At 62.1% G+C, this 22,195-nt stretch carries 25 protein-coding genes; 14 read left to right on the top strand and 11 right to left on the bottom strand.

Going from position 1 to position 22,195, the window contains the following annotated elements:
* Window positions 1-110: 110 nt before the first annotated feature.
* The 4 genes from ACK9YZ_RS04180 to ACK9YZ_RS04165 all read right to left on the bottom strand — a co-directional run bounded on the left by ACK9YZ_RS04180 (window position 111) and on the right by ACK9YZ_RS04165 (window position 3,515).
* Entirely contained in the window at window positions 111-677 is a 567-nt protein-coding gene (locus ACK9YZ_RS04180) for a TetR/AcrR family transcriptional regulator (RefSeq protein WP_416065774.1), read from the bottom strand.
* A 25-nt stretch (window positions 678-702) separates the two neighbouring features.
* Window positions 703-1,164: a DUF1348 family protein gene (locus tag ACK9YZ_RS04175; protein WP_416065773.1), complete on the bottom strand. Its 462-nt coding sequence runs from the start codon at window positions 1,162-1,164 to the stop codon at window positions 703-705.
* Between the two features lie 200 nt (window positions 1,165-1,364).
* Complete coding sequence (locus tag ACK9YZ_RS04170; protein WP_183735777.1) at window positions 1,365-1,733, bottom strand: DUF983 domain-containing protein; 369 nt, start codon at window positions 1,731-1,733, stop codon at window positions 1,365-1,367.
* 378 nt (window positions 1,734-2,111) lie between these two features.
* Window positions 2,112-3,515, bottom strand: coding sequence for a PLP-dependent aminotransferase family protein (locus tag ACK9YZ_RS04165; RefSeq protein ID WP_416065772.1), 1,404 nt, complete (start codon window positions 3,513-3,515; stop codon window positions 2,112-2,114).
* A gap of 400 nt (window positions 3,516-3,915) precedes the next feature.
* Here ACK9YZ_RS04165 and ACK9YZ_RS04160 point away from each other — a divergent pair, with 400 nt between their 5' ends.
* From ACK9YZ_RS04160 to ACK9YZ_RS04120, 9 genes are all read left to right on the top strand, one after another.
* Window positions 3,916-4,398 carry an MSMEG_0572/Sll0783 family nitrogen starvation response protein gene (locus ACK9YZ_RS04160; protein ID WP_113427328.1) on the top strand — a complete coding sequence of 161 codons (483 nt, stop codon included), beginning with the start codon at window positions 3,916-3,918 and terminating at the stop codon, window positions 4,396-4,398.
* A gap of 84 nt (window positions 4,399-4,482) precedes the next feature.
* A complete protein-coding gene (locus tag ACK9YZ_RS04155) occupies window positions 4,483-5,523 on the top strand; it encodes a Nit6803 family nitrilase (protein WP_416065771.1) in 1,041 nt (346 codons plus the stop codon).
* A complete protein-coding gene (locus tag ACK9YZ_RS04150) occupies window positions 5,450-6,568 on the top strand; it encodes an MSMEG_0568 family radical SAM protein (protein WP_416065770.1) in 1,119 nt (372 codons plus the stop codon). Before ACK9YZ_RS04155 ends, ACK9YZ_RS04150 begins: the two co-directional genes overlap by 74 nt.
* Window positions 6,565-7,107, top strand: a complete 543-nt coding sequence (locus ACK9YZ_RS04145; protein ID WP_416065769.1) for an MSMEG_0567/Sll0786 family nitrogen starvation N-acetyltransferase — start codon at window positions 6,565-6,567, stop codon at window positions 7,105-7,107. The genes ACK9YZ_RS04150 and ACK9YZ_RS04145 overlap by 4 nt, the downstream gene beginning before the upstream one ends.
* The gene (locus ACK9YZ_RS04140; RefSeq protein WP_416066814.1) at window positions 7,107-8,084 is read left to right on the top strand and encodes a sll0787 family AIR synthase-like protein; all 978 of its coding nucleotides are present in this window, start codon (window positions 7,107-7,109) and stop codon (window positions 8,082-8,084) included. Before ACK9YZ_RS04145 ends, ACK9YZ_RS04140 begins: the two co-directional genes overlap by 1 nt.
* A complete protein-coding gene (locus ACK9YZ_RS04135) occupies window positions 8,081-9,235 on the top strand; it encodes an MSMEG_0565 family glycosyltransferase (protein WP_416065768.1) in 1,155 nt (384 codons plus the stop codon). The genes ACK9YZ_RS04140 and ACK9YZ_RS04135 overlap by 4 nt, the downstream gene beginning before the upstream one ends.
* Window positions 9,228-9,515, top strand: a complete 288-nt coding sequence (locus ACK9YZ_RS04130; RefSeq protein ID WP_183735738.1) for an MSMEG_0570 family nitrogen starvation response protein — start codon at window positions 9,228-9,230, stop codon at window positions 9,513-9,515. The genes ACK9YZ_RS04135 and ACK9YZ_RS04130 overlap by 8 nt, the downstream gene beginning before the upstream one ends.
* Before the next feature lie 14 nt (window positions 9,516-9,529).
* Entirely contained in the window at window positions 9,530-10,801 is a 1,272-nt protein-coding gene (locus ACK9YZ_RS04125) for an MSMEG_0569 family flavin-dependent oxidoreductase (RefSeq protein WP_416065767.1), read from the top strand.
* Window positions 10,802-10,803: 2 nt separating this feature from the next.
* Window positions 10,804-11,676 carry a Pnap_2097 family protein gene (locus tag ACK9YZ_RS04120; RefSeq protein WP_416066813.1) on the top strand — a complete coding sequence of 291 codons (873 nt, stop codon included), beginning with the start codon at window positions 10,804-10,806 and terminating at the stop codon, window positions 11,674-11,676.
* Window positions 11,677-11,689: 13 nt separating this feature from the next.
* On the opposite strand, the gene ACK9YZ_RS04115 is transcribed toward ACK9YZ_RS04120, so the two are convergent.
* Both ACK9YZ_RS04115 and ACK9YZ_RS04110 read right to left on the bottom strand, forming a co-directional pair.
* Complete coding sequence (locus ACK9YZ_RS04115) at window positions 11,690-12,154, bottom strand: hypothetical protein (RefSeq protein WP_416065766.1); 465 nt, start codon at window positions 12,152-12,154, stop codon at window positions 11,690-11,692.
* A 16-nt stretch (window positions 12,155-12,170) separates the two neighbouring features.
* On the bottom strand, window positions 12,171-13,577 hold the full coding sequence (locus ACK9YZ_RS04110) for a PLP-dependent aminotransferase family protein (RefSeq protein WP_416065765.1): 1,407 nt from the start codon (window positions 13,575-13,577) through the stop codon (window positions 12,171-12,173).
* 110 nt (window positions 13,578-13,687) lie between these two features.
* Here ACK9YZ_RS04110 and ACK9YZ_RS04105 point away from each other — a divergent pair, with 110 nt between their 5' ends.
* Window positions 13,688-14,551: a DMT family transporter gene (locus ACK9YZ_RS04105; RefSeq protein ID WP_416065764.1), complete on the top strand. Its 864-nt coding sequence runs from the start codon at window positions 13,688-13,690 to the stop codon at window positions 14,549-14,551.
* A gap of 96 nt (window positions 14,552-14,647) precedes the next feature.
* Window positions 14,648-15,322, top strand: a complete 675-nt coding sequence (locus ACK9YZ_RS04100) for a class I SAM-dependent methyltransferase (protein WP_416065763.1) — start codon at window positions 14,648-14,650, stop codon at window positions 15,320-15,322.
* A 21-nt stretch (window positions 15,323-15,343) separates the two neighbouring features.
* Here the strand turns inward: ACK9YZ_RS04100 and ACK9YZ_RS04095 are convergent, their stop codons facing one another.
* Entirely contained in the window at window positions 15,344-15,964 is a 621-nt protein-coding gene (locus tag ACK9YZ_RS04095) for a CGNR zinc finger domain-containing protein (RefSeq protein ID WP_416065762.1), read from the bottom strand.
* Window positions 15,965-16,206: 242 nt separating this feature from the next.
* Between ACK9YZ_RS04095 and ACK9YZ_RS04090 the strand changes: the two genes are divergently transcribed.
* Complete coding sequence (locus tag ACK9YZ_RS04090; RefSeq protein WP_416065761.1) at window positions 16,207-17,046, top strand: alpha/beta fold hydrolase; 840 nt, start codon at window positions 16,207-16,209, stop codon at window positions 17,044-17,046.
* Between the two features lie 10 nt (window positions 17,047-17,056).
* On the opposite strand, the gene ACK9YZ_RS04085 is transcribed toward ACK9YZ_RS04090, so the two are convergent.
* The 3 genes from ACK9YZ_RS04085 to ACK9YZ_RS04075 form a co-directional block, all read right to left on the bottom strand.
* Window positions 17,057-17,431 carry a VOC family protein gene (locus ACK9YZ_RS04085; protein ID WP_216757447.1) on the bottom strand — a complete coding sequence of 125 codons (375 nt, stop codon included), beginning with the start codon at window positions 17,429-17,431 and terminating at the stop codon, window positions 17,057-17,059.
* A 93-nt stretch (window positions 17,432-17,524) separates the two neighbouring features.
* Window positions 17,525-17,959 (bottom strand): DUF1801 domain-containing protein, encoded by a 435-nt coding sequence (locus tag ACK9YZ_RS04080; protein ID WP_216757446.1) that lies wholly within the window; start codon window positions 17,957-17,959, stop codon window positions 17,525-17,527.
* Between the two features lie 9 nt (window positions 17,960-17,968).
* The gene (locus ACK9YZ_RS04075; protein WP_416065760.1) at window positions 17,969-18,400 is read right to left on the bottom strand and encodes a DUF1801 domain-containing protein; all 432 of its coding nucleotides are present in this window, start codon (window positions 18,398-18,400) and stop codon (window positions 17,969-17,971) included.
* A 165-nt stretch (window positions 18,401-18,565) separates the two neighbouring features.
* On the opposite strand from ACK9YZ_RS04075, the gene ACK9YZ_RS04070 reads away from it, so the two are divergent.
* Window positions 18,566-20,188, top strand: a complete 1,623-nt coding sequence (locus tag ACK9YZ_RS04070) for an ABC-F family ATP-binding cassette domain-containing protein (protein ID WP_216757444.1) — start codon at window positions 18,566-18,568, stop codon at window positions 20,186-20,188.
* Here the strand turns inward: ACK9YZ_RS04070 and ACK9YZ_RS04065 are convergent.
* Window positions 20,185-21,138 (bottom strand): SDR family NAD(P)-dependent oxidoreductase, encoded by a 954-nt coding sequence (locus ACK9YZ_RS04065; protein WP_216757443.1) that lies wholly within the window; start codon window positions 21,136-21,138, stop codon window positions 20,185-20,187. The two genes, ACK9YZ_RS04070 and ACK9YZ_RS04065, sit on opposite strands and share 4 nt — an antisense overlap.
* A gap of 116 nt (window positions 21,139-21,254) precedes the next feature.
* Here ACK9YZ_RS04065 and ACK9YZ_RS04060 point away from each other — a divergent pair, with 116 nt between their 5' ends.
* On the top strand, window positions 21,255-22,163 hold the full coding sequence (locus tag ACK9YZ_RS04060) for an AraC family transcriptional regulator (RefSeq protein ID WP_416066812.1): 909 nt from the start codon (window positions 21,255-21,257) through the stop codon (window positions 22,161-22,163).
* Window positions 22,164-22,195: the final 32 nt, after the last annotated feature.

Below are 22,195 nucleotides of genomic sequence, written 5' to 3'. Positions count from 1 at the left end.
TCAGGCGGCCCGAACATCGATTCCGATTTTCGGGCCGATGCTGTAGGCCCCTCACCCGCGGTTCCCCGAGTCTGCAGCATTCGTGCTCTTGCCGACGTAGCGGCCACCGCCTATCCCTCAAGTTTCGCTGCAGCCAGCCTGTCGGCCAACCGGTCCAGCGTTCTGCGGAACATATCCTTATCGTCCAGCGCCCGCGAGAGCACCAGCGCGCCCTGAATGCCGGATACCGCCTCCTCAGCCGCGGCGAGCGCTGTACCCTCATCGCAGCCGGCGCGGACCAGCGCCTGGCGCAGCGCCTCGATCCAGCGGACGAAATAATCCCGGATGACCAGCGAAAAGCGCTGGCGTGTCTCGTCCAGCGCAAAGGCGCCGACGAGGCAGATGCGGCCGCCGGAGCGGAAATAATCCATCACATTCGCCCACATCGCATCGATCGCCGCCCCGGCATCGTCACGGCGCAGCGGCTCGTAGATAGCACGTTCGAACCAGGCGTCGACATCGGCAAGGACGGCGGCCGCCATTTCCTCCTTCCCACCGGGAAAGAAGTGATAGAGGCTGCCCTTGCCGATGCCGGTGCGCTCGGTGATGCGGCTCAATGTCGTGCCCTCGTAGCCGAGCTCGCGGAAGATCTCTGCGAGCAGCGGCACGACATCGGCACGTTCATAAACGGTCTTCACACGTCACCTTTGGGTCACCTTGGCCTTAAAGGCCGAGGTCGGAAAGGCCCGGATGGTCGTCGGGCCGCCGGCCGAGCGGCCAGTGGAACTTGCGATCCGATTCCTTGATCGGCAGATCGTTGATGCAGGCGAAACGGCGCTGCATCAAGCCCTCGGCATCGAATTCCCAATTCTCGTTGCCGTAGGAGCGGAACCAGTTTTTGCTGTCGTCATGCCATTCATAAGCAAAGCGCACGGCGATGCGATTGTCGGTGAATGCCCAAAGCTCCTTGATCAGCCGATAATCCAGCTCTTTCGCCCACTTGCGGGTCAAGAAGGCGACAATATCGGCGCGGCCGGTGACGAATTCGGCGCGGTTCCGCCACTGGCTGTCGGGCGAATAGGCGAGAGAGACGCGCTGCGGATCGCGGCTGTTCCAGCCGTCTTCCGCAAGGCGGACCTTCTGGATTGCGCTTTCATGGGTGAAGGGGGGAAGCGGTGCAGGCATGTCTTGTCTCCTTTGCTGGACTGTACCTTTCGTTTTGCATTGTACTGATCGGTACAATGATTGCAAGAACTTTCGATAGAGGCCGCCTGCGACATCTTGGCTTCGGGATGAGCGCCTGCCCTGCGCATAGTAAAAAGGCTGATCGAGGATCTCGAACAGCCTTCACATTTCAATCGGCACTCTTCTAAGCGCGGCGCGGCTCAGGCGAGCTTGCCCTCTTCCGCCTTGTAGAAATACTGACTTGCCACCAGCCATCCCTTCAGCGGCCTCAATGGCGGAATACAGGTGGCGAACATAAAGGGGCCGGTGACCAGAAGCTGGACCCAGAGCGGCGCGGAGAAGGCGACTTCCAGCCAGACGCCGAGCAGCACGCTCGGCACGCAGGCGAAGCAGATCACGAAGAAAGCCGGGCCGTCGGCCGGATCGGCGAAGGAATAATCCAGCCCGCAGACTTCGCATTCCTTCTGCAGCGTGAGGAAACCCTTGAACATATGCCCCTGTCCGCAGCGCGGGCAGCGGCCCCGGATGCCGGTCTGCATCGGCGGGAGAGGAGGATATTCAGTGTCCATGGCGATCTCGCTTTTCGACGTTGCGGGGCTTTGGTAAAATCCATACAATAGCCCATAATGAATGCATACAATATAATTACATTAAAAGCGGATTGCCAGTCTATTCGTCAGAATGACGCAGGGATTTTGCGGATTGGGTTTGCGGGGCTTGAGGGCGGGAGGATTTGTCACTGCCGGGACAAGTTTGCCCGCTCGCCAAAACCCCTCCCCAGGGGGAGGGGCTAGCCCGCGGCACTGCCTCGTCCAGCCTGAAACATTGAAGAAGTGAGAGGTGGGCGCAGCAGGTTAACCCCCCCCTTGTGGGGAGGGGTTTGGGGCGGGGTCTTTATTAATTGAACTGAAGACAGAAGGCGGAACTGCCGGCCAGATGACTTCAGCTCAGAAGAACGAAGCGGACATTTCCGGCGGGCCTTCCAGGGCATGCGCCATGAAGTCCAGCGCGCCCTTCAGCCTTTCGCGCGAAATCGGCCCGCCAAGACAGACGCGCACGGCTTCGGGGGCAGCACCTTCGACAGTAAAGACGTCACTTGCGACCACACCAATGCCGGAGGAGCGCATATGGCTGCCGAAGGTCGAGCGGGTCCAGCCATTCATCAGCGGCAGCCAGATGTTGAAGCTGATCGGATCGGCCCTGTAGCTGCCGTCGGGCAGGATATTCGCCACCATCTGCTGGCGGGCACCCGCCTCCGCGCGGATGAAGCGCAGGATCGTGTCTGCCGTGCCGTCCTCGATCCAGCGGGTGGCCAGCGCCACGTTCATTGGCGAGGCCATGACATTATTGGTGCGCATGGCGCTGACGAAGGGCCAGATCGCCTTGGTGTCCGGCGCGACCACATAGGCAAGGCGCAACCCGGCGCCGATGCATTTGGCGAGGCCGCCGATATGCCAGGTCAGGTCAGGCGCTATTGCCGCCAGCGGCGGCGGGCCGTGCAGCGGAATGAAGCCGTAGGCGTCGTCCTCAACGATGGGCACATGATATTTGCGGGCGACGGCGGCGATTTCCTCGCGGCGCTTTTCCGGAATGGTCAGCGTCAGCGGGTTTTGCAGCGTCGGATTGAGATAGAGGGCCTTCGGCTGCAGCCGCTCGCAGGCCTCGGCAAAGGCATCCGGCAGGATGCCCTCCTCATCCATTGGCAGGCCCGAGAGATTGAGCCGCAATTGGGCGGCGATCGAGCGCATGCCGGGATAGGTGATGTTTTCCGACAATACGATCTCGCCGGGCTTTGCCAGCAGGCCGAAGATCGCGAGCAGCGCCGGATGCGCGCCCGGCGTGACGAAGATGCGCTCCTGCGAGGGCACCAGTCCGCGACGGCTGAGCCAGGCGGCAGCAGCTTCCTTGTCCATGCCCGAGCCGCCGAAGCCCTGGTAACGCAGCAAAGGGATAAGATTGGTCGCCACGGCCGACATGCCCTCGCGCATGCGGGCGATCAGGTCCTGATCATCAGGCTCGGGCGGCAGGTTCATCGAGAAATCAACCACCGAAGAGCGGCGCGGATCGGGCGCGGCATCGGACATGAAGCCCCGGCGCTCGCGGTCCTGCCCGCCGGTGACGAAGGTGCCGCGGCCGACATGAGAGTCTACTAGGCCGCGCTTCTGCGCCTCGACATAACCGCGCGCGACCGTGGTGAAATCGATGTTCAGGCGCTTGGCGAGCTCCCGCTGCGGCGGCAGCCTGTCCCCCACCGCCAGCACACCGCTTCTCAGATCCATTTCGATCAGATCGGCAATGGCCATGTAACGGGGGCTCGAGGAGCGGGTAAGGTCGGGATGCCAGTCTCTCATTTCATGATCCGCAATTCGTGATCGACGCAGAAGGGTTTCCCGTCGACATTGACCGTATATTGTTGCATATTTCGTCTGTCACGCAAAAACGTCGGCCAATAAGAGCCTGACGGATGACCGAATGCCGCATTTGAGACTGGCATGTTCCGCAATGCGGAGTTCTTCCTTATATTGATTGCACTTTGACTGCATTCATTTCCAGCATGCCTGCATGCATTTTTTGCACAGAAATGCTTGCTAAATTGGCGTCAATTCCGTCTTACCCCAAAATTGAATGCATAATTGAATGCTTTTTCGCATGAATTGACTGCTATTTGTGCAAAGTCAATTTGGCACGGTGCTTGCAATTCAATGGCTGTACCCCGCGAGAGGGGCCTGACTTCAAACACAGGAGCCATTCATGCCCGCAGTTACCGCACCGGCCCACGCAGATGGAGACTTCTTCGTCGATTACGAAGAGAAGGTCTTCGAAGACGTCCAGGCCAAGGAGGGTGAGAAAGCCCTCATCACCTTCCACACCGTCGCCTTCGAAGGATCGATCGGTCTCGTGAACCTGCTGCAGGCCAAGCGCCTGAAGCGCAAGGGCTTCGAAACCTCCGTGCTGCTCTATGGCCCCGGCGTGACGCTCGGCGTGCAGCGTGGCTTTCCCAAACTCGGCGCGGAAGCCTTCCCCGGGCATTTGAACTTCAACAACCAGATCAAGGGCTTCATGGAAGAAGGCGGCAAGGTCTATGCCTGCCGTTTCGCGCTGCAGGCGCTCTATGGCCATGGCGAACAGTCGCTGATCCCTGGCATCCGCCCGATCAGCCCTCTCGACGTGCTGGACATGATCCTGATCCACCGCCGCGACGGCGCCTTCATCCTCGATACCTGGACGCTCTGACCCGGCAGGAACGCCGTCGTCAGGCGCTGGGGAGGCGGAATTCCCCTCCTCCGCCTCCCTCAACACCATCAGAAGGATTTCGCCATGGAAAAGAAAATGACCGTCCGGGCCGCAGCCGCGCAGATCGCGCCGGACCTGACATCACGCGAAAAGACGCTGGCGCGCGTGCTGGAGACCATTCGCGAGGCGGCCGCCAAGGGCGCCGAGATCATCGTCTTTCCGGAGACTTTCGTTCCCTGGTATCCCTATTTCTCCTTCGTGCTGCCGCCGGTTCTCTCAGGCCGCGAACATCTGCGCCTTTATGAAGAGGCCGTCACGGTTCCGAGTGTCGCCACCGACGCGGTCGCAGCCGCCGCCCGCGAACACGGCATCGTCGTGGCGCTCGGCGTCAACGAGCGCGATCACGGCTCGCTCTACAACAGCCAGCTGCTCTTCGATGCCGACGGCAGGCTCATCCTCAAGCGTCGCAAGATCACGCCGACATTCCACGAGCGGATGATCTGGGGCCAGGGCGATGCATCCGGACTTGCTGTCGTCGATAGCCACGTCGGGCGGCTCGGGGCGCTGGCCTGCTGGGAGCACTACAATCCGCTCGCCCGCTACGCGCTGATGGCCCAGCACGAGGAAATCCATATCGCCCAGTTTCCGGGATCGATGGTCGGGCCGATCTTTGCCGAGCAGATGGAAGTGACGATCCGCCATCATGCGCTCGAAAGCGGCTGCTTCGTCGTCAATGCCACCGGCTGGCTGACCGAGGAGCAGATCAATTCCATCACGCCCGACCAGGGACTGCAGAAGGCGCTGCGCGGCGGCTGCATGACGGCGATCGTCTCGCCCGAGGGCAAGCATCTGGCGCCGCCGATCACCGAGGGCGAAGGCATCCTGATTGCCGATCTCGACATGAGCCTGATCACCAAGCGCAAGCGGATGATGGATTCGGTCGGCCACTATGCCCGGCCCGAACTGCTGCACCTCGTCATGGACGGCCGCGCCACCCAGCCGATGGTCGGCTCCGCACATTCCTTCGAAACAGACACAGGGACCAAGAGCGATGGAAAATACGACGTTTCTGCCGACCGAGACGCTGATCAACGAGTTGCAGTCCTTCGGAGCCAGGCTGGTTGATCCCAAAGCCGGGCACGACAGCCGCCGCGGCGGCGCAGGCCCGTCCGACCACAAGGCGCTGACCATCGACGGCATGACTGTGATGGTGCCGGTTCATACCGCGCCGGCCTTCGAAAGCCCCTATCTGGTCGACAAGCCTGACGAGGAAGGCCGCAGCCGCATCAGCCGCGACGGGCGCGTGCTCGGCGAAGTGTCCTTCCCGCTGCGTCCGCGTTTCTACGAGCGCAGCACGGCCGACGGCATTCCCTATTCGCAGATTGCCGTGCTGCATGGCCGCGACGTGCTGGCGACCACGGTGCTGCAGACATGCATCCGCTATCAAAGCCGCACCAAGACCTGTCAGTTCTGCGCCATCGGCCAGTCGCTGGCGGCCGGTCGCACCGTCGCCCACAAGACGCCGGCGCAGCTGGCGGAAGTCGCCAAGGCTGCCGTCGAGCTCGATGGCGTCAAGCATATGGTGATGACGACGGGTACGCCGAAGGGGCCGGATCGCGGCGCTTCGATCCTTGCAGACAGCGCCCGCGCCATCAAGGCAGCCGTCGACCTGCCGATCCAGGCGCAATGCGAGCCGCCGGAAGACGACATCTGGTTCTCGATCATGAAGGAAGCCGGCGTCGATGCGCTTGGCATGCATCTGGAAGTCGTCACGCCCGAATTGCGCGAGCGCATCATGCCCGGCAAGGCGCAGGTGCCGATCTCAAAATACATGGCCTCCTTCAAGGCGGCGGTCGAAGTCTTCGGGCGCGGGCAGGTCTCGACCTATATCCTCGCCGGTCTCGGCGATACGCGCGAGGCGATCCTCGATATCTGCGAAAAGCTTGTTGCTATTGGCGTCTATCCTTTCGTCGTGCCCTTCGTGCCGATTTCGGGAACGCCGCTCGAAAGCCATCCCGCGCCGAAGCCTGATTTCATGCATTCGATCCTCGGTCCGCTGTCCAAGATGCTGGTCGATAGCGGCTTGAAGGCCGTCGACATCAAGGCCGGCTGCGGCAAGTGCGGCGCCTGCTCTGCCCTTTCCTCCTATGAAAGGATGCTGACCAAATGATGCTGGAGCCCTTTTCGCCCTATCGCGCCAGCGAATTCCAGGTGAAGTTTTCCACCTCCGACTGGGAACGGCAGGAGGCGCATGCGCTGCGCCGCGCCGTCTTCTGCGAGGAGCAGAAGATCTTCGAGAGTGACGACCGTGATGCGATCGACGATCATGCGATCCCGATCGTGGCGCTGTCGATGATGGGTGTCGCGGCCGACAGGCTGGTCGGCACGGTGCGTATCCATCAGGAGGAGCCGGGTCTCTGGTGGGGGTCGCGGCTCGCCGTGCACGAGGATTTCCGCAAGATCGGCGCGCTGGGTGCCACGCTGATCCGGCTTGCCGTCTCCTCGGCCAATGCAATGGGCTGCCACACGTTTCTCGCCAATGTGCAGGTGCAGAACGGGCTGCTCTTCCGCCGTCTGCATTGGGACGTGATCGAGGAATTCGAGGTTTACGGCAAGCCGCATCTCAGGATGAAGGCGGATCTTGCCTGGTATCCACCCTGCCCGACGCCGGAAACCGGCCTGGTGGCGCTCGCCAGGAAGGCGGCGTGATGGGGGACAGGATCGATCTCGAGGCACTTGCCACCAAGCTTTCCGCCTCCTCCGGCATCGCTGCCAAGGCGGATATCGGCACGGTTGCCACAAGCCTTGGCCTTGCCGGCCAGCCGGTGGCAGTCGGTGACGATTGCGCCGCGCTGCCTGATGGCGACGGTTATCTGCTCTTTGCCATCGAGGGCTTCATCAACGAGTTCGTCGCAGCCGATCCGTGGTTCGCCGGCTGGTGCGGCGTCATGGTCAATATTTCCGATGTCGCCGCCATGGGCGGGCGTCCCATCGCCGTCGTCGATGCCGTCTGGGCGAATGGCGAGGCGGGAGCCGCGCCGGTGCTCGAAGGCATGCGGGCGGCGGCCAGAACGTTCGGCGTACCGATCGTTGGTGGCCATACGAATATCCGCACCGATCGCGGCCAGCTTTCTGTCGCCATCCTCGGCAGGGCGAAGGCGCTGTTGACGAGCTTCGATGCCAAGGCGGGCGATGTGCTGATCGCCGCGATCGACCATCGCGGCCGCTATCGCGAACCTTTCAACAATTGGGAAGCGGCAACCGATGCGCCGCCGGCGCGGCTGCGCGGCGATCTGGAACTCCTGCCCGACATTGCCGAAGCCAGACTCGCACTCGCGGCCAAGGATATCAGCCAGGGCGGCATTGTCGGCACGGCGATCATGCTGGCGGAATGTTCCAGAGTTGGCATCCATATCGATGTCTCCGCAATCCCGCTGCCGGATGGCGTGGCGCTCGAGCGCTGGCTCGCGACCTTCCCGAGCTTCGGCTACCTGATCGCCACCGCGCCCGAAAAGGCCGATGAGGTGATCCTGCGTTTTGCCGCCCGCAACATCACTGCGGCCGTGATCGGCAATATCAAAGCCGGCAGCGAGGTGGCGGTATCGGATGGCGCCGATCGCATCGTGATCCGCGACCATGCCGAGACACCGCTCCTGCAACTCGGCCGGCAGGAGGATGCCGCATGAGCCGGCCGCTGCGCATCGCCATGCTTTCCCACTCCACCAACCCGCGCGGTGGCGTGGTGCATGCCATGCAGCTTTCGGAGGCGCTTGTCGGAATGGGCCATGAGGTCGTGCTGCATGCGCCGGATGCAAAAGGGACGGGCTTTTTCCGTGAGCCGGCCTGCGGCGCGATGTGCATTCCTGTCGGGCCAGCGCATGATGATATGACCGCAATGGTCGAGCAGCGGATCGCCGATTATGTCAGCTACTTCGAAAATTCCGCCGATGCTCGCGACTTCGATATTTTCCACGCCCATGACGGCATCTCCGGCAATGCGCTGGCAACGCTGAAGGAGCGCGGACTGATCCCCGCTTTCGTTCGCACTGTCCATCATATCGACCAGTTCACCGATCCCAAGCTGATGGAGCGGCAAGACCGCTCCATCGACCGGGCCGACCTGTTCTTCACTGTCAGCTCGATGTGGCGCAAGACGCTTCAGGAGAGGCGCGGAATCAGTTCCATCGTCGTCGGCAATGGTGTCGATACGAAGCGCTTCTCTCCCGCCGTCAATGGCAGCGCACGACGCGCCAAACTCGCCCTGCCCGATGGCCCTGTTTTCCTCGCCGTCGGCGGCATCGAGGCGCGCAAGAATACGGTCGCCATGCTGGAAGCCTTCGGCCAAGTGCGCGCCATTCGCCCGGATGCGCAATTCGTCATCGCCGGCGGCGCTTCGCTGCTCGATCACCGTGGCTATCAGGGCGAATTCCGCGCCGTGCTTTCCTCCCTCGGCGAACATGCCGCCGCCGTCCATATCCTCGGCACTGTTGCCGACGAGGACATGCCGGCGCTCTACCGGCTGGCCGATACGCTGGTCTTCGCCTCGGTCAAGGAAGGGTTCGGCCTCGTGGTGCTGGAGGCGATGGCGAGCGGCGTGCCCGTCGTCGTCTCCTCCATCGCGCCCTTTACCGAATATCTCTGTAACGATGACGTCGTCTGGTGCGATCCGCACAATGCCGCCTCGATCGCCGAGGCCATGGTGATCTCGCTCATGCAGCCGGTGCGCGCCGGGCTCATCCCGCGCGGATTGAAGCTCGCCGCCCATCACAGCTGGCAGCGCACGGCTGCCGCCCATCTCCAAGCCTACGAGACATTGAAGGAGCCTGCCCATGCCTGAAATGCGCTTCGTCATCGCCTGGCCGGATGGCCGCGAAGAGACCTGTTATTCGCCCTCCCTGGTCATCCGGGATTTCTTCGAGGAGGGCCAGACCTATCCGATCCGCGATTTTCTCGACCGCAGCCGCAAGGCGCTGACCATCGCCAGCGACCGAGTTGAGGCGAAATACGGCTATCCCTGCTCGCTTGCCCGCGGCCAGCTTGCCCGCATCGAGGAGGCGGGCTCCCTCTTTCTTGCCGATGTCGACGCGCGCGTGCGCTGCGAAACATTCATTCTCTGAAAGGAACCCGACCCATGACCTTTTCCCTCAAGCCGCATTACAGCGCCGTCGTCATCGGCGGCGGTCAGGCCGGGCTTTCGGCCAGCCACTACCTCAAGAAACACGGCATCGACCATGTCGTCTTCGAGAAGAAGACCGTAGCGCATAAATGGAAAAACGAGCGCTGGGACGCCTTCTGCCTCGTGACGCCGAACTGGCAATGCCAGTTGCCCGACCACCCCTATGACGGCGAGGACCCGCACGGCTTCATGGTGAAGGACGAGATCATCGCCTATGTCGACCGCTTCGTGAAAAAGGTGAATGCGCCGGTTCTGGAAGGCACGAGCGTCACCTCGCTGGAAAAGGCAGGCGATCTCTTCAGGCTCTCAACGTCGGCGGGCACGGTGACTGCCGACAGCGTCGTCATCGCCACCAGCCTCTACAGCGCGCCGGCCATTCCGCGGGCCGCCGAACGCGTGCCGGACGATATCCTGCAGATCCACACGGCCGATTACCGCAATCCCGGCCAATTGCCTGATGGTGCCGTCGTCGTCGTCGGCTCCGGCCAGTCCGGCTGCCAGATCGCCGAAGACCTGCATCTGGCCGGCCGCAAGGTGCATATGGTGACGGGCAATGCGCCGCGCTGTGCCCGCTTCTATCGCGGCCGCGATGTGGTCGACTGGCTCGCCGATGTCGGCCAGTACGACATCACCGTCGAGCATGACGGCATGACCAAGAAGAAGCACGACACCAACCATTACCTCACCGGCCGCGATGGCGGGCGCGATATCGACCTGCGCAAATTCGCGCTGGAGGGCATGTCGCTCTATGGGCGGATGGAGGGCGTCTCGGGTGGGCGAATGCTGTTCGAGCCGAACCTCAAAGCCAATCTCGACAATGCCGACCGGGTCTATAACGGCATCAATGCGCTGATCGACCGGCATATCGCGGAAAAGGGCATCGATGCGCCGCCGGCCAGTGTCTATGTCCCGCTCTGGGAACCGGACAGCGAACCGGCGGAACTCGATCTCAAGGCGGAAGGTATCACGTCCGTCATCTGGGCGACCGGCTTTTCGCCCGACTGGTCCTATGTCGGCCTGCCGATCTTCGACGGCACCGGCTATCCGGTGCAGCGGCGCGGCGTGACCGGCATTGACGGCGTCTATGTGCTCGGCCTGCCCTGGCTCTGGACCTGGGGTTCCGGCCGGTTCCTCGCCGTCGGCAAGGATGCCGAGCATGTGGTGAACCACCTCGCCGGCCATCTGGAGGCCTCCCGGCCGACCCTGAAACAGGCGGCCAGCGCTTGAACATGAATGTCGCGATCCTCGATTTTCATTCATCCAAGCTCTCGGTGGCAGAGCCCTCAGCGCGTGAGCTCATGGATCAGGCGCTCGCGCCGCATGTGCTGATCGGCATGCCGCATCTGACACCGGCAGGCCTGTCGGAAACCTGGGCGATGAAGGAGCTCGGGCATCGGCATTGGCTGATGCTCGCGCGCCATCTCGGCATGGAGAATGCCGATTTCCGCACGCCCGATGGCGGCGAGGCCTATGCGGCGATCTGCGCGACGTCGCTGGAGCATGCGAACTTCGATGCGGTGCGTGCCAATGACGTGCTGACGATCCGCTCGGCGCTCTCGCCTGTCTCGCGCACGCAGGTCTCGACCCGTCACCGGCTTTTCGTGCGCGGCAACCTGATCGGCGAGGTGGAACTGATCTCGACCTTCGTCTGCCGGATGCGGGAGGGCGACAATTACTCGATCGCCCGCGTTCCCCTGCCCGGCCTGACGGCGGCTGCCGAGGATAATGCGTTGGCAAGGACCGCGTCACTGCTGCGCGCCGGCACACTGGACACGCATTTCGGCCTGCCGGCCAATCCGGCCAAGGCATTACGCGGCTTTCGTTTCGAGCCGGATGCATCGCAGGAATTCAACGGCGCAGGACTGTTCTACTTCGCCGAATTCCAGGCGCTCACCGACCGCGCTTTCGGGCGGTGGTTTCCTGAGCTTTCGCAGATCACGCGTCGGGAGATCTTCTTCTCGGGAAACATCCGCGCCGGCGAGGTCGTGCGGGTGGAAATGATGGGGCTCTCGCCAGACCGCTATCGAGTTCACTGCCGGCTGCGGCGCGAGGATGATGGCAAAGTCATCGGCAAGGCTTTCATGGAGTGGCGGAGCAGCTGATAAAGTGCGCTCGTTAATCTGAGCTCGAACCTATCAAGACGGTTGCGTCAGTGTCGGTCATGAAGAGGAATGCGAAGTCCCAAAACACTGGGTATGTAGGATGCCCATTCGACAACCAGAAAGATTCAACTTTTGTTGCCTTGTGAGCCAGTGCGTTGACTTGTTCTTTGAGCAGATGCAGCAAGGTGGCCAGTTTTTCGGATTTAATCGCCAGTTCGGAAGGTCCTGCGCCATCATCACCAGGATAAAGCAAATCATTCTCTATCAATGACCAGACCAATGCTCGTTGGACTTCTTCAATACCGCCTATCTTTACTGCTGCTCCCAAGGCATTTTCGATTGCAATCGTTGACGTTTGCGCCTGCGGCAACGGCGTTTCAAACCATTTCAGAAAAACATTATAATTCAAGGCGCCGTCGTTCAGGATTCTGGCGATTTCCTCCAGAACGCTTCCATCCGTCACCTTTGCTTCTGCCATAGCCCCACAACTCCCTTCAGTTGGACGGTTCCGCTTGCTTAAGCGCGTCCTGCAGCACATCAAACACCCTGTTATCAAGCGTCTGGGAAACGTTGAAGCGCATGAAGCCGGTGGCCGATTGTGACAGGCTGAAGGCGTTACCGGGTGCCAGCACGACATTGCGGGCAAGTGCCGCACGCGCCACAACGGCGGCATCGAGACCATCCGGCAGGCGGCACCAGAGGAACATGCCGGCCTGCGGCTCCAGCCAGGGGCGGATGCCCAAGGTTTTCAGCCGGGCGCTGACATCGAACATCGCCTTGGAGAGGCGACCGCGCAGGCTTTCCGTGTGTTTGCGGTAGGTGCCGTCGCTCAGCACCCCCAGCACCAGTTCGGCATTCAGCCGTGCGCCGCCGAAGGAGGTAGCGATCTTGAGATCGGTCAGGCCTTCGATCCATTCGGGCTTGGCGGCGATGAATCCGCAGCGTGCGGCGGCCGAGAGCGTCTTGGAAAAACTGCTGATATGGATGACACGGTCGAGGCCATCGAAGGCGGCAAGGCGTGGCGCCGGCGTCAGTTCGAAATCGGCGAAGATATCGTCCTCGATGATGGTAAGGCCGTGCTGCTCGGCGAGCTTCAGCAGCCGGTGGGCCGTGACCGGCGAGAGTGTCGCGCCGGTCGGATTTTGGATCGCGGAATTGGTGATGTAGAGGCGTGGCCGGTGCTCGGCGAGTGCGGCGGCGAAGAGTTCGATATCGGGACCGGAGGGTGTGTAGGGAACGCTGACGACCTTGGCGCGGTGGGCTCTGAGCAACGCATGAAAATTGAAATAGCAGGGGTCATCGACCAGCACCGTATCGCCCGGCTCGATCAGGAAGCGGCAGAGAAAATCGATCGCCTGGGTCCCGGATTCGGTGAGTATGATCTGGTCGGGCGAGGCCTCGACGCCGCGATCGGCCATGCGGCGTGCAATCAGCTGGCGCAGCGGCTTGAGGCCGAGCGGCGAGCCATAGTCGGCGATGCTTGCGGCATCGGCCCGTGACAGGGATCGCAGGGTTCGGCGGATGGTCTCTTGAGGCAACCATGCTGGCGGCAGCCAGCCGCAGCCGGGCTTCAGATCGCTTTCGTGCGCCTCCAGCGATTGCCGCGACACCCAGAAGGGATCGACGGCGCGATCGAGCTTCGGGCCGATATCGGCAAGCGAGAGCGGTGCCGCCTGGTTGGCGACATAGAAGCCGGAACCCGGGCGGGAGAGAATCACGCCTTCAGCGACCAGCCGTTCATAGGCATCGACCACCGTCGAGGCCGAGACTTTCAGGCTTCCCGACAGCGCCCGGATCGAGGGCAGCTTGGCGCCGGGCGTGAGACTGCGGCCGGCAATGCGCTGGCGGACAGTCCCCATCACCATGCCGACCCGGCTTCCCGCCTGAAGTTGCCCGTCCATCCGTACTGTTTCCCCAACCATAACAGTTTGCGTGAACTGTATCGAACTGTGGCTGGCAACACCAGCACGAACAAGCGATAAGCGAGGGATAGACAGTCAGGGAGTCTTGCATGGATCGCACAGCGACCGGATGGATCAATGGTTTTATCGGCGTGCTCATCTTCAGTGGATCGCTGCCGGCCACGCGCGTGGCCGTCATGCAGCTCGATCCGGTCTTTCTGACGGTGGCGCGAGCGGCGATTGCCGGCATCCTGGCGCTTTGCCTGCTGATCGCCTTCCGGGAAAAGCGGCCTTCGCGGCAGGATCTTATCTCGCTCGTCGTTGTCGCGCTTGGTGTGGTCGTCGGCTTTCCCCTGCTGACGGCACTGGCGCTGCAGCATGTCACCTCGGCGCATTCCATCGTCTTCATCGGCCTGCTGCCGCTGGCGACCGCGATCTTCGGCGTCATCAGGGGCGGCGAGCGGCCGAAGCCGGCCTTCTGGTTTTTCTCCCTGCTTGGCAGCGCCTTGGTCGCAGGCTTCGCGCTGACACAGGGGCTCACCGCCTCGCCTGTCGGCGATGCGCTGATGCTCGGCGCCGTCATCGTCTGCGGGCTCGGTTATGCCGAAGGCGCCAGGCTGTCGCGCCGGCTCGGCGGCTGGCAGGTGATTTCCTGGGCGCTCGTCGTATCGCTCCCGGTAATGATCGTCGCGGCTATCGCCTACCGGCCGCCTGATTTCGCCGATATCCAAACGCCCGCCATGCTGGGGCTCGCCTATGTCTCGCTCTTTAGCATGCTGATCGGCTTCATCTTCTGGTATCGCGGCCTTGCACAGGGCGGCATCGCAGCCGTCGGCCAATTGCAACTGCTGCAGCCCTTCTTCGGGCTGGCGCTTGCGGCAACGCTGCTGCGCGAAACGGTGAGCTGGTCCATGCTTGCCGTGACGGTCGCCGTCATTCTCTGCGTGGCCGGGGCGAGGAAGTTTGCGAAATAAGCTCGCGAATTGACAGTCTAGATGTCATGTAATAACTACAGTTACATGATGAAAGATGACCGCCCATCCCCGACCCCTGACAGATCTGCGACCCGCATGCCGGCATCCCCCTTCACCGGGGATGCCGTCAAATCCTATCTCGAAGGTCCGCCGCGCCAGGTTCCGGGTTTCTCAAGCCTGCATCGCATGGCAGCGATGCTGATGGCGGAGCGGACACCCGGGAACGGCCGGGTGCTCGTGCTTGGTGCGGGCGGCGGACTGGAACTCAAGGCTTTTGCCGAGGCGCATGAGGGCTGGACTTTTGACGGTGTGGATCCCTCCGCCGACATGCTGCAACTGGCGAGGCAGGTCGCCGGCGACCACGGCAGACGCCTCGGTTTTCACGAGGGCAGCATCGGTGTCGCGCCGGAGGGTCCGTTCGACGCGGCGGCATGCCTGCTGACCTTCCATCATATCCCCATCGAGCAACGCCTTGAAACACTTCAGCAAATTCGGCGCCGCCTGAAAACGGATGCGCCGTTTGTTGTTGCGCATATGAGTTTCCCGCAAAACGAGCCGGAGCGGTCGATGTGGATCGATCGGCATATCGCTTATGGCGCACCCGATGGGGCGGACCCTGCCGGGCTGAACAATGCCCGCAAGGCCATGCGGGAAAGGCTTGAAATCCTCGCCCCAGAAGATGAGGAGGCCATGCTGCGCGCGGCAGGCTTTTCAGACGTCACCCTGTTCTACGCGGCCTTCAGCTTCAGAGGTTGGGTGGCTTATGCCTAACCAAGCTGCCTGTCGCGGCCCTCAAGCCTGCCTGACCCGGTGGCGATGGGCGGCCTGTTTGGCGCGATTGCCGCAGAGCGCCATGCTGCACCAGCGCCTGCGGTGACCACGGGTGTGATCGGCAAACAGCAGCGTGCAGGACGGGCCTTCGCAGGCCTTCACATTGGAAAAATCCTCGTCGCAAACAAAACGGCCGAGCGCCTCGCCGACCGGTAGCAACAGCGCTTCCGGCGAGCGCCATTTGCGCATGGGCTGGAAGTCGAAGACCTCGCCTTCATCGGTCTGCCGCGCCACGACGCGGCTGTAACCTTCGTCACGCTCCAGCAGACGGTTCAGCGGTTCGAGCTCAGCCAGGGCGTCGCGCCTCAACTGTTTTCCCCTGTGCTCACGGACGAAGGTCCGGAACCACTCGCGCAAATTCCTCGCCTGATCGGCGACCTTGTCCAATTCTCCCGGCAGCGCCTGAGCCCGTATGGCCTCGAGCGTTTCCGGCGAGACGAGCTTTGCCTGATCGAGCCAGTGCAGCAATCCTTCCCCGTCCTCGATCGCGTCGACAGGCACATCGACGGGTGTTGACACCGAGTTCAGAAAATCCAGCGCCGGTGCGTCACCCAGAAAAACGGCGGGAGAGTGGTTATCCATCACAGGTCCTCTTCCGGCTGCTGTCTGCAATCCAAAGCAGCCCCTTTCGAAACGTGACCAACGTGTAACCGCTCAAAAGGCCTTTGACAAGTTACCTTCCTGGGTAGTAACCATTCTGTATCGCTTTAAACGGTTACCAATTTAAAACGAAAGAGAAGGTCGTCCGCGAGGCGGCGGCAACAGTGGCCGCACCCTGAACGACCGACATATCGCCCCTCATCTCAACCGAAGGAAACATGACCATGACCAAGATCAGCTACCGCAACACCACCGTCGACGGCATCAAGATCGCCTATCGCGAGGCCGGCGCGAGGGGCGCTCCGAAACTCCTGCTGCTGCATGGCTTCCCGACCTCCGGCCACATGTTCCGCGATCTTATCCCGCTGCTTGCCGATCGCTATCACATCATCGCCCCTGATCTTCCGGGCTTCGGCCAGTCCGGCGATCCCGCTGTCAACAGCTTCGACAGCATTGCAGAGACGATCGACCGCTTCACCGAGATCGTCGGCTTCGATCGCTACGCAGTTTATGTCTTCGATTACGGCGCGCCGACGGGCTTCCGCTTGGCGGTGAAGCATCCAGAGCGGATCACAGGCATCATCTCGCAGAATGGCAATGCCTATGTCGATGGCCTCAGCGAGGCATGGAACCCGGTGCGGGCCTATTGGCAGGATGCGAGCGCAGAAAACCGGACCGTGCTCAAAGCATTCCTCGGACCGGAAACGACGATCTGGCAGTATACGCATGGCGTTGCCGATCCGACCGCGGTTTCGCCAGACGGTTATTCGCTCGACAATTTCTATCTCTCGCGTCCGGGCGCGGAAGATGTGCAGCTCGATCTGATGGGCGACTACAAGAGCAATGTGGCGCTCTACCCGGCCTTCCAGGACTATTTCCGCACGTACAAGCCGCGTTTCCTCGCCGTCTGGGGCAAGAACGATCCCTTTTTCCTGCCGCCGGGCGCGGAAGCCTTCGCCCGCGATATTCCCGATGCCGTGATCAAGTTCTTCGACACCGGCCATTTCGCGCTCGAAACGCATGCGGAAGAAATTGCCGCTGCGATCCGCGATTTCCTCGGCTGAGGCCGACCGACTATCCGGAGGTGACGCAGAAATTGTTGCCTTCGGGATCGTTCAGCACGGTGTAGTCAGCCGTCTCACGCACGAAGGTCGCGCCGAGCGATATCAGGCGCGCGACCTCTTTTGGCCGGTCGTCGGCTGCGATATCGAGATGAACGCGGTTGCGGGCCGGCCGCTCTCCCCGGCGAAGGTGGAAGCAGAGGCGTGTGCCTGGGCCTTCGACCATCACCACTGGGTCGGTTTCGGGTGTCAGGCCGAGCGTTGCAAGGCGGGCGATCTCCTCATCGTCATAGGGCAGCACCGCGTAACCATCGAGCGCTGCGGCCCAGAAGCGGGCGACGCGGGAGGGAACATCGCAATCAATGACGATTTCCTTCAGCCGCCCCATTGGTTCCTACGACGTGATTCGACAGGATCCCAGATAGGACGCTTTGCTATATCGGCAATGACCGGTTGCGGCACGAAATGCCTTTGGGCCGATCTAGCCGTTTGCCTTCTTCGACGCTGGTTTGCGCGCCGTGTTCAGCGCCACTGCCGCCCGCACCAGCGCCTTCAGCGCCGCTTCATCGATCACCTCCCCGTCACGGATATCGATCGCGCGACGCGTATTGCCTTCAAGGCTGGAGTTGAAAAGGCCAGCAGGATCTTCCACCGAAGCGCCCCTGGCGAAGGTCAGCTTGACCACCGCCTTATAGGTTTCGCCGGTGCAGATGATGCCGGCATGTTCCCAGACCGGGACACCCCTCCACTTCCACGTTTCCTCTACCTCCGGGTCGGCCTCGCGGATGATGGCTCTGACACGGGCAAGCGTTTCGCCGCGCCAATCGCCGAGCTCCTTGATCTTCGCATCGATGCGTTCGGCGGGAGAGGCTTCCTTTGGTTCCGCTTCCTTTTTCGTCGTCGTCGCCTTCTTCATGGTCTCTCCCTACATTTTCTCGCCGGGCAGCAGGCTTGCCTGTTTCACCCATGATGTAAACTGCGCCTCGTCGATCTCATCCTGTTCGTGGATGTGGAAATAGCGTGTTTCGGCGGTCTTGGATTCTCCCGGCGGAACCGGCTTGAGCCTGGCCCCACGGAAGAAGGCGACCTTGATGTATTTGCTGAAACAGTGGATGCCGAGAAACCAGCCGTCGCCCTTCATGCCGTAGAGCGGCGAGTTCCATTTGACGGCCTTGTGAGCATCGGGAACGGTGCGCATGATCAGTCCGTCGAGGCGGCGGCCGACCTCGCTTTTCCAGCCGGGCATGGCGGCAATATAGGCCCGCACCGGGCCATCGCCCTCGCCTTTGGCGATCTGCGGATTGCCGCCGGAAAGCAGTCGCGGCTCTGCCTGTTTGTCAGTCGTTTTGTCGACCATAGGGTTCCTCCACCGCGGGGGATAATAAGGAGGGATCACCGGATTTCCAGTCACACCGGGCGGGTCGCTTCCAACATCACAGCTTCATAACGCGGAAAAACTGCGACAGGAGCGAAAACCCGTGGCATAAGGGCGCCAAATTCTCTTGAAGCACCCGCGTTAGACATGATCCGTATCGACAATATCAGCAAGCAGAACAGCCACCGCATCCTCTTCATCGAAGCCACGGCCGCCTTGAACCGCGGCGAAAAGATCGGTCTCGTCGGCCCGAACGGCGCCGGCAAGACGACGCTTTTCCGCATGATCAACGGCGAAGAACTGCCGGATGAAGGCCAGGTTTCAGTCGAAAAGCACGTCACGATCGGCTATTTCAACCAGGATGTCGGCGAAATGGCCGGCCGCAGCGCGGTTGCCGAGGTGATGGAAGGCGCCGGCCCCGTCAGTATCGTCGCTGCCGAGCTGCGCGAGCTGGAAGCTGCCATGTCCGATCCTGATCGCGTGGACGAGATGGACCAGATCATCGAGCGCTACGGCGAAGTGCAGGCGCGCTATGAGGAACTGGACGGCTATGCGCTGGAAGGCCGGGCGCGTGAGGTTCTGGCGGGCCTGAGCTTCAGCCAGGAGATGATGGACGGCGATGTCGGCGCGCTCTCGGGCGGCTGGAAGATGCGCGTGGCGCTTGGCCGCATTCTTTTGATGCGGCCGGACGTGATGCTGCTCGACGAGCCGAGCAACCATCTGGACCTCGAAAGCCTGATCTGGCTGGAAGAATTCCTAAAAACCTATGAGGGTGCACTGCTGATGACCTCGCACGACCGCGAGTTCATGAACCGCATCGTCACCAAGATCATCGAGATCGATGCCGGTTCGCTCAACAGCTATTCCGGCGACTACGGCTTCTACGAGCAGCAGCGGGCCCAGAACGAAAAACAGCAGCAGGCGCAGTTCGAGCGCCAGCAGGCGATGCTTGCCAAGGAAATCAAGTTCATCGAGCGCTTCAAGGCGCGCGCCAGCCACGCCTCGCAGGTGCAGAGCCGTGTGAAGAAGCTGGAAAAGATCGAGCGCGTCGAGCCGCCGAAGCGCCGCCAGACGGTGGCCTTCGAATTTCAGCCGGCGCCGCGTTCGGGCGAAGATGTCGTCAACCTCAAGAACGTGCACAAAAAATATGGCAGCCGCACCATCTATGAGGGGCTGGATTTCATGGTGCGCCGCAAGGAGCGCTGGTGCATCATGGGCGTCAACGGCGCCGGCAAGTCGACGCTGCTGAAGCTGGTGACGGGCACTGCCGATCCGGATGCCGGCAGTGTGGCGCTCGGTGCCAGCGTGAAGCTCGGCTATTTCGCCCAGCACGCCATGGACCTGCTCGACGGCGAGCGCACCGTGCTGGAATGGCTGGAGGATTCCTTCCCGCTTGCCGGCCAGGCGCCGCTCAGGGCGCTCGCCGGCTGCTTCGGCTTTTCGGGAGATGACGTCGACAAGCGCTGCCGCGTGCTTTCGGGCGGCGAGAAGGCCCGCCTCGTCATGGCGAAGATGCTGTTCGACCCGCCGAACTTCCTCGTGCTCGACGAGCCGACCAACCACCTCGACCTCGACACCAAGGAAATGCTCATCAAGGCGCTTGCCGATTTCGAGGGCACGATGCTGTTCGTTTCGCACGACCGCCACTTCCTTGCAGCCCTTTCCAACCGCGTGCTGGAACTGACGCCCGATGGCATCCACCAGTATGGCGGCGGCTATACCGAGTATGTCGAGCGCACCGGTTACGAAGCGCCCGGCATCCACGCTTAACGGCTGAAAGCGTCTATATCAGTCAACTCTGCCGAGAGCGCCCACAATCGGGCCGCCTCGTCGGGATCGACGGCATAGGCGCGCACGCTGGTTTCCGCGCCGTCGTCCGAGATGACGGCGACATCGCAATCGGCGCAATAGAGGCCGCCGAGCCCTTCGAGCTGCGGCGAGGTTGCAGCCCAGACCTGTGTCGCGGCACCCTGTGCGGGCGTCTTGAAACTCGGGTCGATGGCATTGCCCTTGGCGTCGATCCAGCCGGCGGCCACCATATCCTCCCTATCAAGATGACGCTGCAGCGGCGTCAGGATCTTGCCGGGATGCAGCGAGAAAGCGCGTATGCCTGCGTCCCTACCAAGCCTGTCGAGCTGCACCGCAAAGAGCGCATTTGCGGTCTTCGACTGTCCATAGGCCCGCCACCGGTCATAACCCTCGGAGAACTGGACGTCATTCCAACGGATAGGCGTGATGCCATGGGCACCGGAGGAGACGGCAACCACACGGGCTCCGCTTGCAATCGCCGGCCAGAGGCGATTGACGAGCGCGAAGTGGCCGAGATGGTTGGTGGCAAACTGCGCCTCCCAGCCCGGCCCTGTCAGCGTTTCCGGGCAGGCCATGATGCCGGCGCTGTTGATGACCATATCGGCCTTGCGCCCCGACGCGACGAAGCGCTCGGCAAACCGCCGCACGCTTTCGAGATCGGAAAGATCGAGCCTTTCTATCTCTACATTGGCGATACCGGCGAGCGCCCTGGCCGCCTCTTCGGGCCGGCGGGCGCCGATCAGCACATGGCTGCCTGCCCGCGACAGCGCCTTCGTCGTCTCCAGCCCGAGGCCGGAATGGCCGCCGGTGACAATTGCCAGTTTGCCCGTGAGATCGATGCCGGCGAGCACGTCGTCAGCCGTCGAGCGAGCACCGAAACCGGAGCCGATGGGGTGTTGCGCGTTTTCCATTGATGTCTCCTTTCTGCTTTCGGCCGGAGACTAATGCGGTGGCGCGCATACGATCTATGCGTTAAAGTCCATGATATGTTTGTGATCGTCTGGATTTTGGCATGAGTTCTCCTTCCGTGGATCCCCTTTCCGATGTCTTGGCGCTCTTGAAGCCGAAGAGCTATGTCTCTCTGGGGCTCGATGCCGGACGCGATTGGGCGATCGATTTTCCGCCGCCGCAAGGCATCAAGTTCAATGCCTTGCTTTCGGGCAGCTGCTGGCTGGAGGTAGAGGGCGTCGAGCCCATCCTGCTCGAAGAGGGCGATTGTTTCCTGCTGACGCAGAGCCGGCCCTTCCGCATGATGAGCGATCGCAGCCTGCCGACGATCCCGGCCCATGATATCTATGCGCATGCGAAGGATGGGGTTGCCATCTGCAACGGCGGCGGCGCCTTCTTCCTGGTTGGCAGCCGCTTCGGCTTTTCCGGCGCCGGCGCGGATCTGCTTGTCGGCATATTGCCGCCGGTCGTCCATATCAGCGAACATTCGGATCAGGCTTCGGTTCTGCGCTTTGCGATCGACCAGATGGCGCGCGAGTTGCGTGGCCGGCATCCGGGCGGTTTCCTGATGACCGAGCATCTGGCGCATATCATGCTGATGCAGATCCTGCGGCTCTATCTTGCCGCACCCGATACCGAAGGCACCGGCTGGCTCTTTGCGCTCGCCGACCGGCAGATCGGCCTCGCGATCGGCGCCATGCATGCCGAGCCGGCGCGGCGCTGGACGCTGCAGCAGCTTGCCACGTTGGCCGGCATGTCACGCTCCTCCTTTGCCGAGCGCTTCAAGGAGAAGGTCGGAGCCGCACCGATGGATTATCTCACCCGCTGGCGTATGATGCTGGCAGGCGAGCGGCTGACAAACAGCAACGAACCGATCGGCATGATCGCCCTTTCGCTCGGCTACGTGTCCGAAAGCGCCTTCAGCACCGCCTTCAAGCGGGTGATGGCGCGCTCGCCCCGGCAATACAGCCGGGAAGCAGCGGGGTAAAAGACCACAGGCCGCGGGTCTTGCAGAAACGA

The sequence above is a fragment of the Rhizobium sp. ZK1 genome, assembly GCF_047782645.1.
Lineage (GTDB): Bacteria > Pseudomonadota > Alphaproteobacteria > Rhizobiales > Rhizobiaceae > Rhizobium.
This window is presented reverse-complemented; position numbering and strand designations above follow the sequence as displayed.

Bases quoted from the DNA above. Each gene is read 5' to 3' on its own strand.
- ACK9YZ_RS04175 (WP_416065773.1), bottom strand. From the start codon at position 1,164: ATGCCTGCACCGCTTCCCCCCTTCACCCATGAAAGCGCAATCCAGAAG.
- ACK9YZ_RS04170 (WP_183735777.1), bottom strand. From the start codon at position 1,733: ATGGACACTGAATATCCTCCTCTCCCGCCGATGCAGACCGGCATCCGG.
- ACK9YZ_RS04165 (WP_416065772.1), bottom strand. From the start codon at position 3,515: ATGAGAGACTGGCATCCCGACCTTACCCGCTCCTCGAGCCCCCGTTAC.
- ACK9YZ_RS04160 (WP_113427328.1), top strand. From the start codon at position 3,916: ATGCCCGCAGTTACCGCACCGGCCCACGCAGATGGAGACTTCTTCGTC.
- ACK9YZ_RS04155 (WP_416065771.1), top strand. From the start codon at position 4,483: ATGGAAAAGAAAATGACCGTCCGGGCCGCAGCCGCGCAGATCGCGCCG.
- ACK9YZ_RS04150 (WP_416065770.1), top strand. From the start codon at position 5,450: ATGGAAAATACGACGTTTCTGCCGACCGAGACGCTGATCAACGAGTTG.
- ACK9YZ_RS04145 (WP_416065769.1), top strand. From the start codon at position 6,565: ATGATGCTGGAGCCCTTTTCGCCCTATCGCGCCAGCGAATTCCAGGTG.
- ACK9YZ_RS04140 (WP_416066814.1), top strand. From the start codon at position 7,107: ATGGGGGACAGGATCGATCTCGAGGCACTTGCCACCAAGCTTTCCGCC.
- ACK9YZ_RS04135 (WP_416065768.1), top strand. From the start codon at position 8,081: ATGAGCCGGCCGCTGCGCATCGCCATGCTTTCCCACTCCACCAACCCG.
- ACK9YZ_RS04130 (WP_183735738.1), top strand. From the start codon at position 9,228: ATGCCTGAAATGCGCTTCGTCATCGCCTGGCCGGATGGCCGCGAAGAG.
- ACK9YZ_RS04125 (WP_416065767.1), top strand. From the start codon at position 9,530: ATGACCTTTTCCCTCAAGCCGCATTACAGCGCCGTCGTCATCGGCGGC.
- ACK9YZ_RS04120 (WP_416066813.1), top strand. From the start codon at position 10,804: ATGAATGTCGCGATCCTCGATTTTCATTCATCCAAGCTCTCGGTGGCA.
- ACK9YZ_RS04115 (WP_416065766.1), bottom strand. From the start codon at position 12,154: ATGGCAGAAGCAAAGGTGACGGATGGAAGCGTTCTGGAGGAAATCGCC.
- ACK9YZ_RS04110 (WP_416065765.1), bottom strand. From the start codon at position 13,577: ATGGACGGGCAACTTCAGGCGGGAAGCCGGGTCGGCATGGTGATGGGG.
- ACK9YZ_RS04105 (WP_416065764.1), top strand. From the start codon at position 13,688: ATGGATCGCACAGCGACCGGATGGATCAATGGTTTTATCGGCGTGCTC.
- ACK9YZ_RS04100 (WP_416065763.1), top strand. From the start codon at position 14,648: ATGCCGGCATCCCCCTTCACCGGGGATGCCGTCAAATCCTATCTCGAA.
- ACK9YZ_RS04095 (WP_416065762.1), bottom strand. From the start codon at position 15,964: ATGGATAACCACTCTCCCGCCGTTTTTCTGGGTGACGCACCGGCGCTG.
- ACK9YZ_RS04090 (WP_416065761.1), top strand. From the start codon at position 16,207: ATGACCAAGATCAGCTACCGCAACACCACCGTCGACGGCATCAAGATC.
- ACK9YZ_RS04085 (WP_216757447.1), bottom strand. From the start codon at position 17,431: ATGGGGCGGCTGAAGGAAATCGTCATTGATTGCGATGTTCCCTCCCGC.
- ACK9YZ_RS04080 (WP_216757446.1), bottom strand. From the start codon at position 17,959: ATGAAGAAGGCGACGACGACGAAAAAGGAAGCGGAACCAAAGGAAGCC.
- ACK9YZ_RS04075 (WP_416065760.1), bottom strand. From the start codon at position 18,400: ATGGTCGACAAAACGACTGACAAACAGGCAGAGCCGCGACTGCTTTCC.
- ACK9YZ_RS04070 (WP_216757444.1), top strand. From the start codon at position 18,566: ATGATCCGTATCGACAATATCAGCAAGCAGAACAGCCACCGCATCCTC.
- ACK9YZ_RS04065 (WP_216757443.1), bottom strand. From the start codon at position 21,138: ATGGAAAACGCGCAACACCCCATCGGCTCCGGTTTCGGTGCTCGCTCG.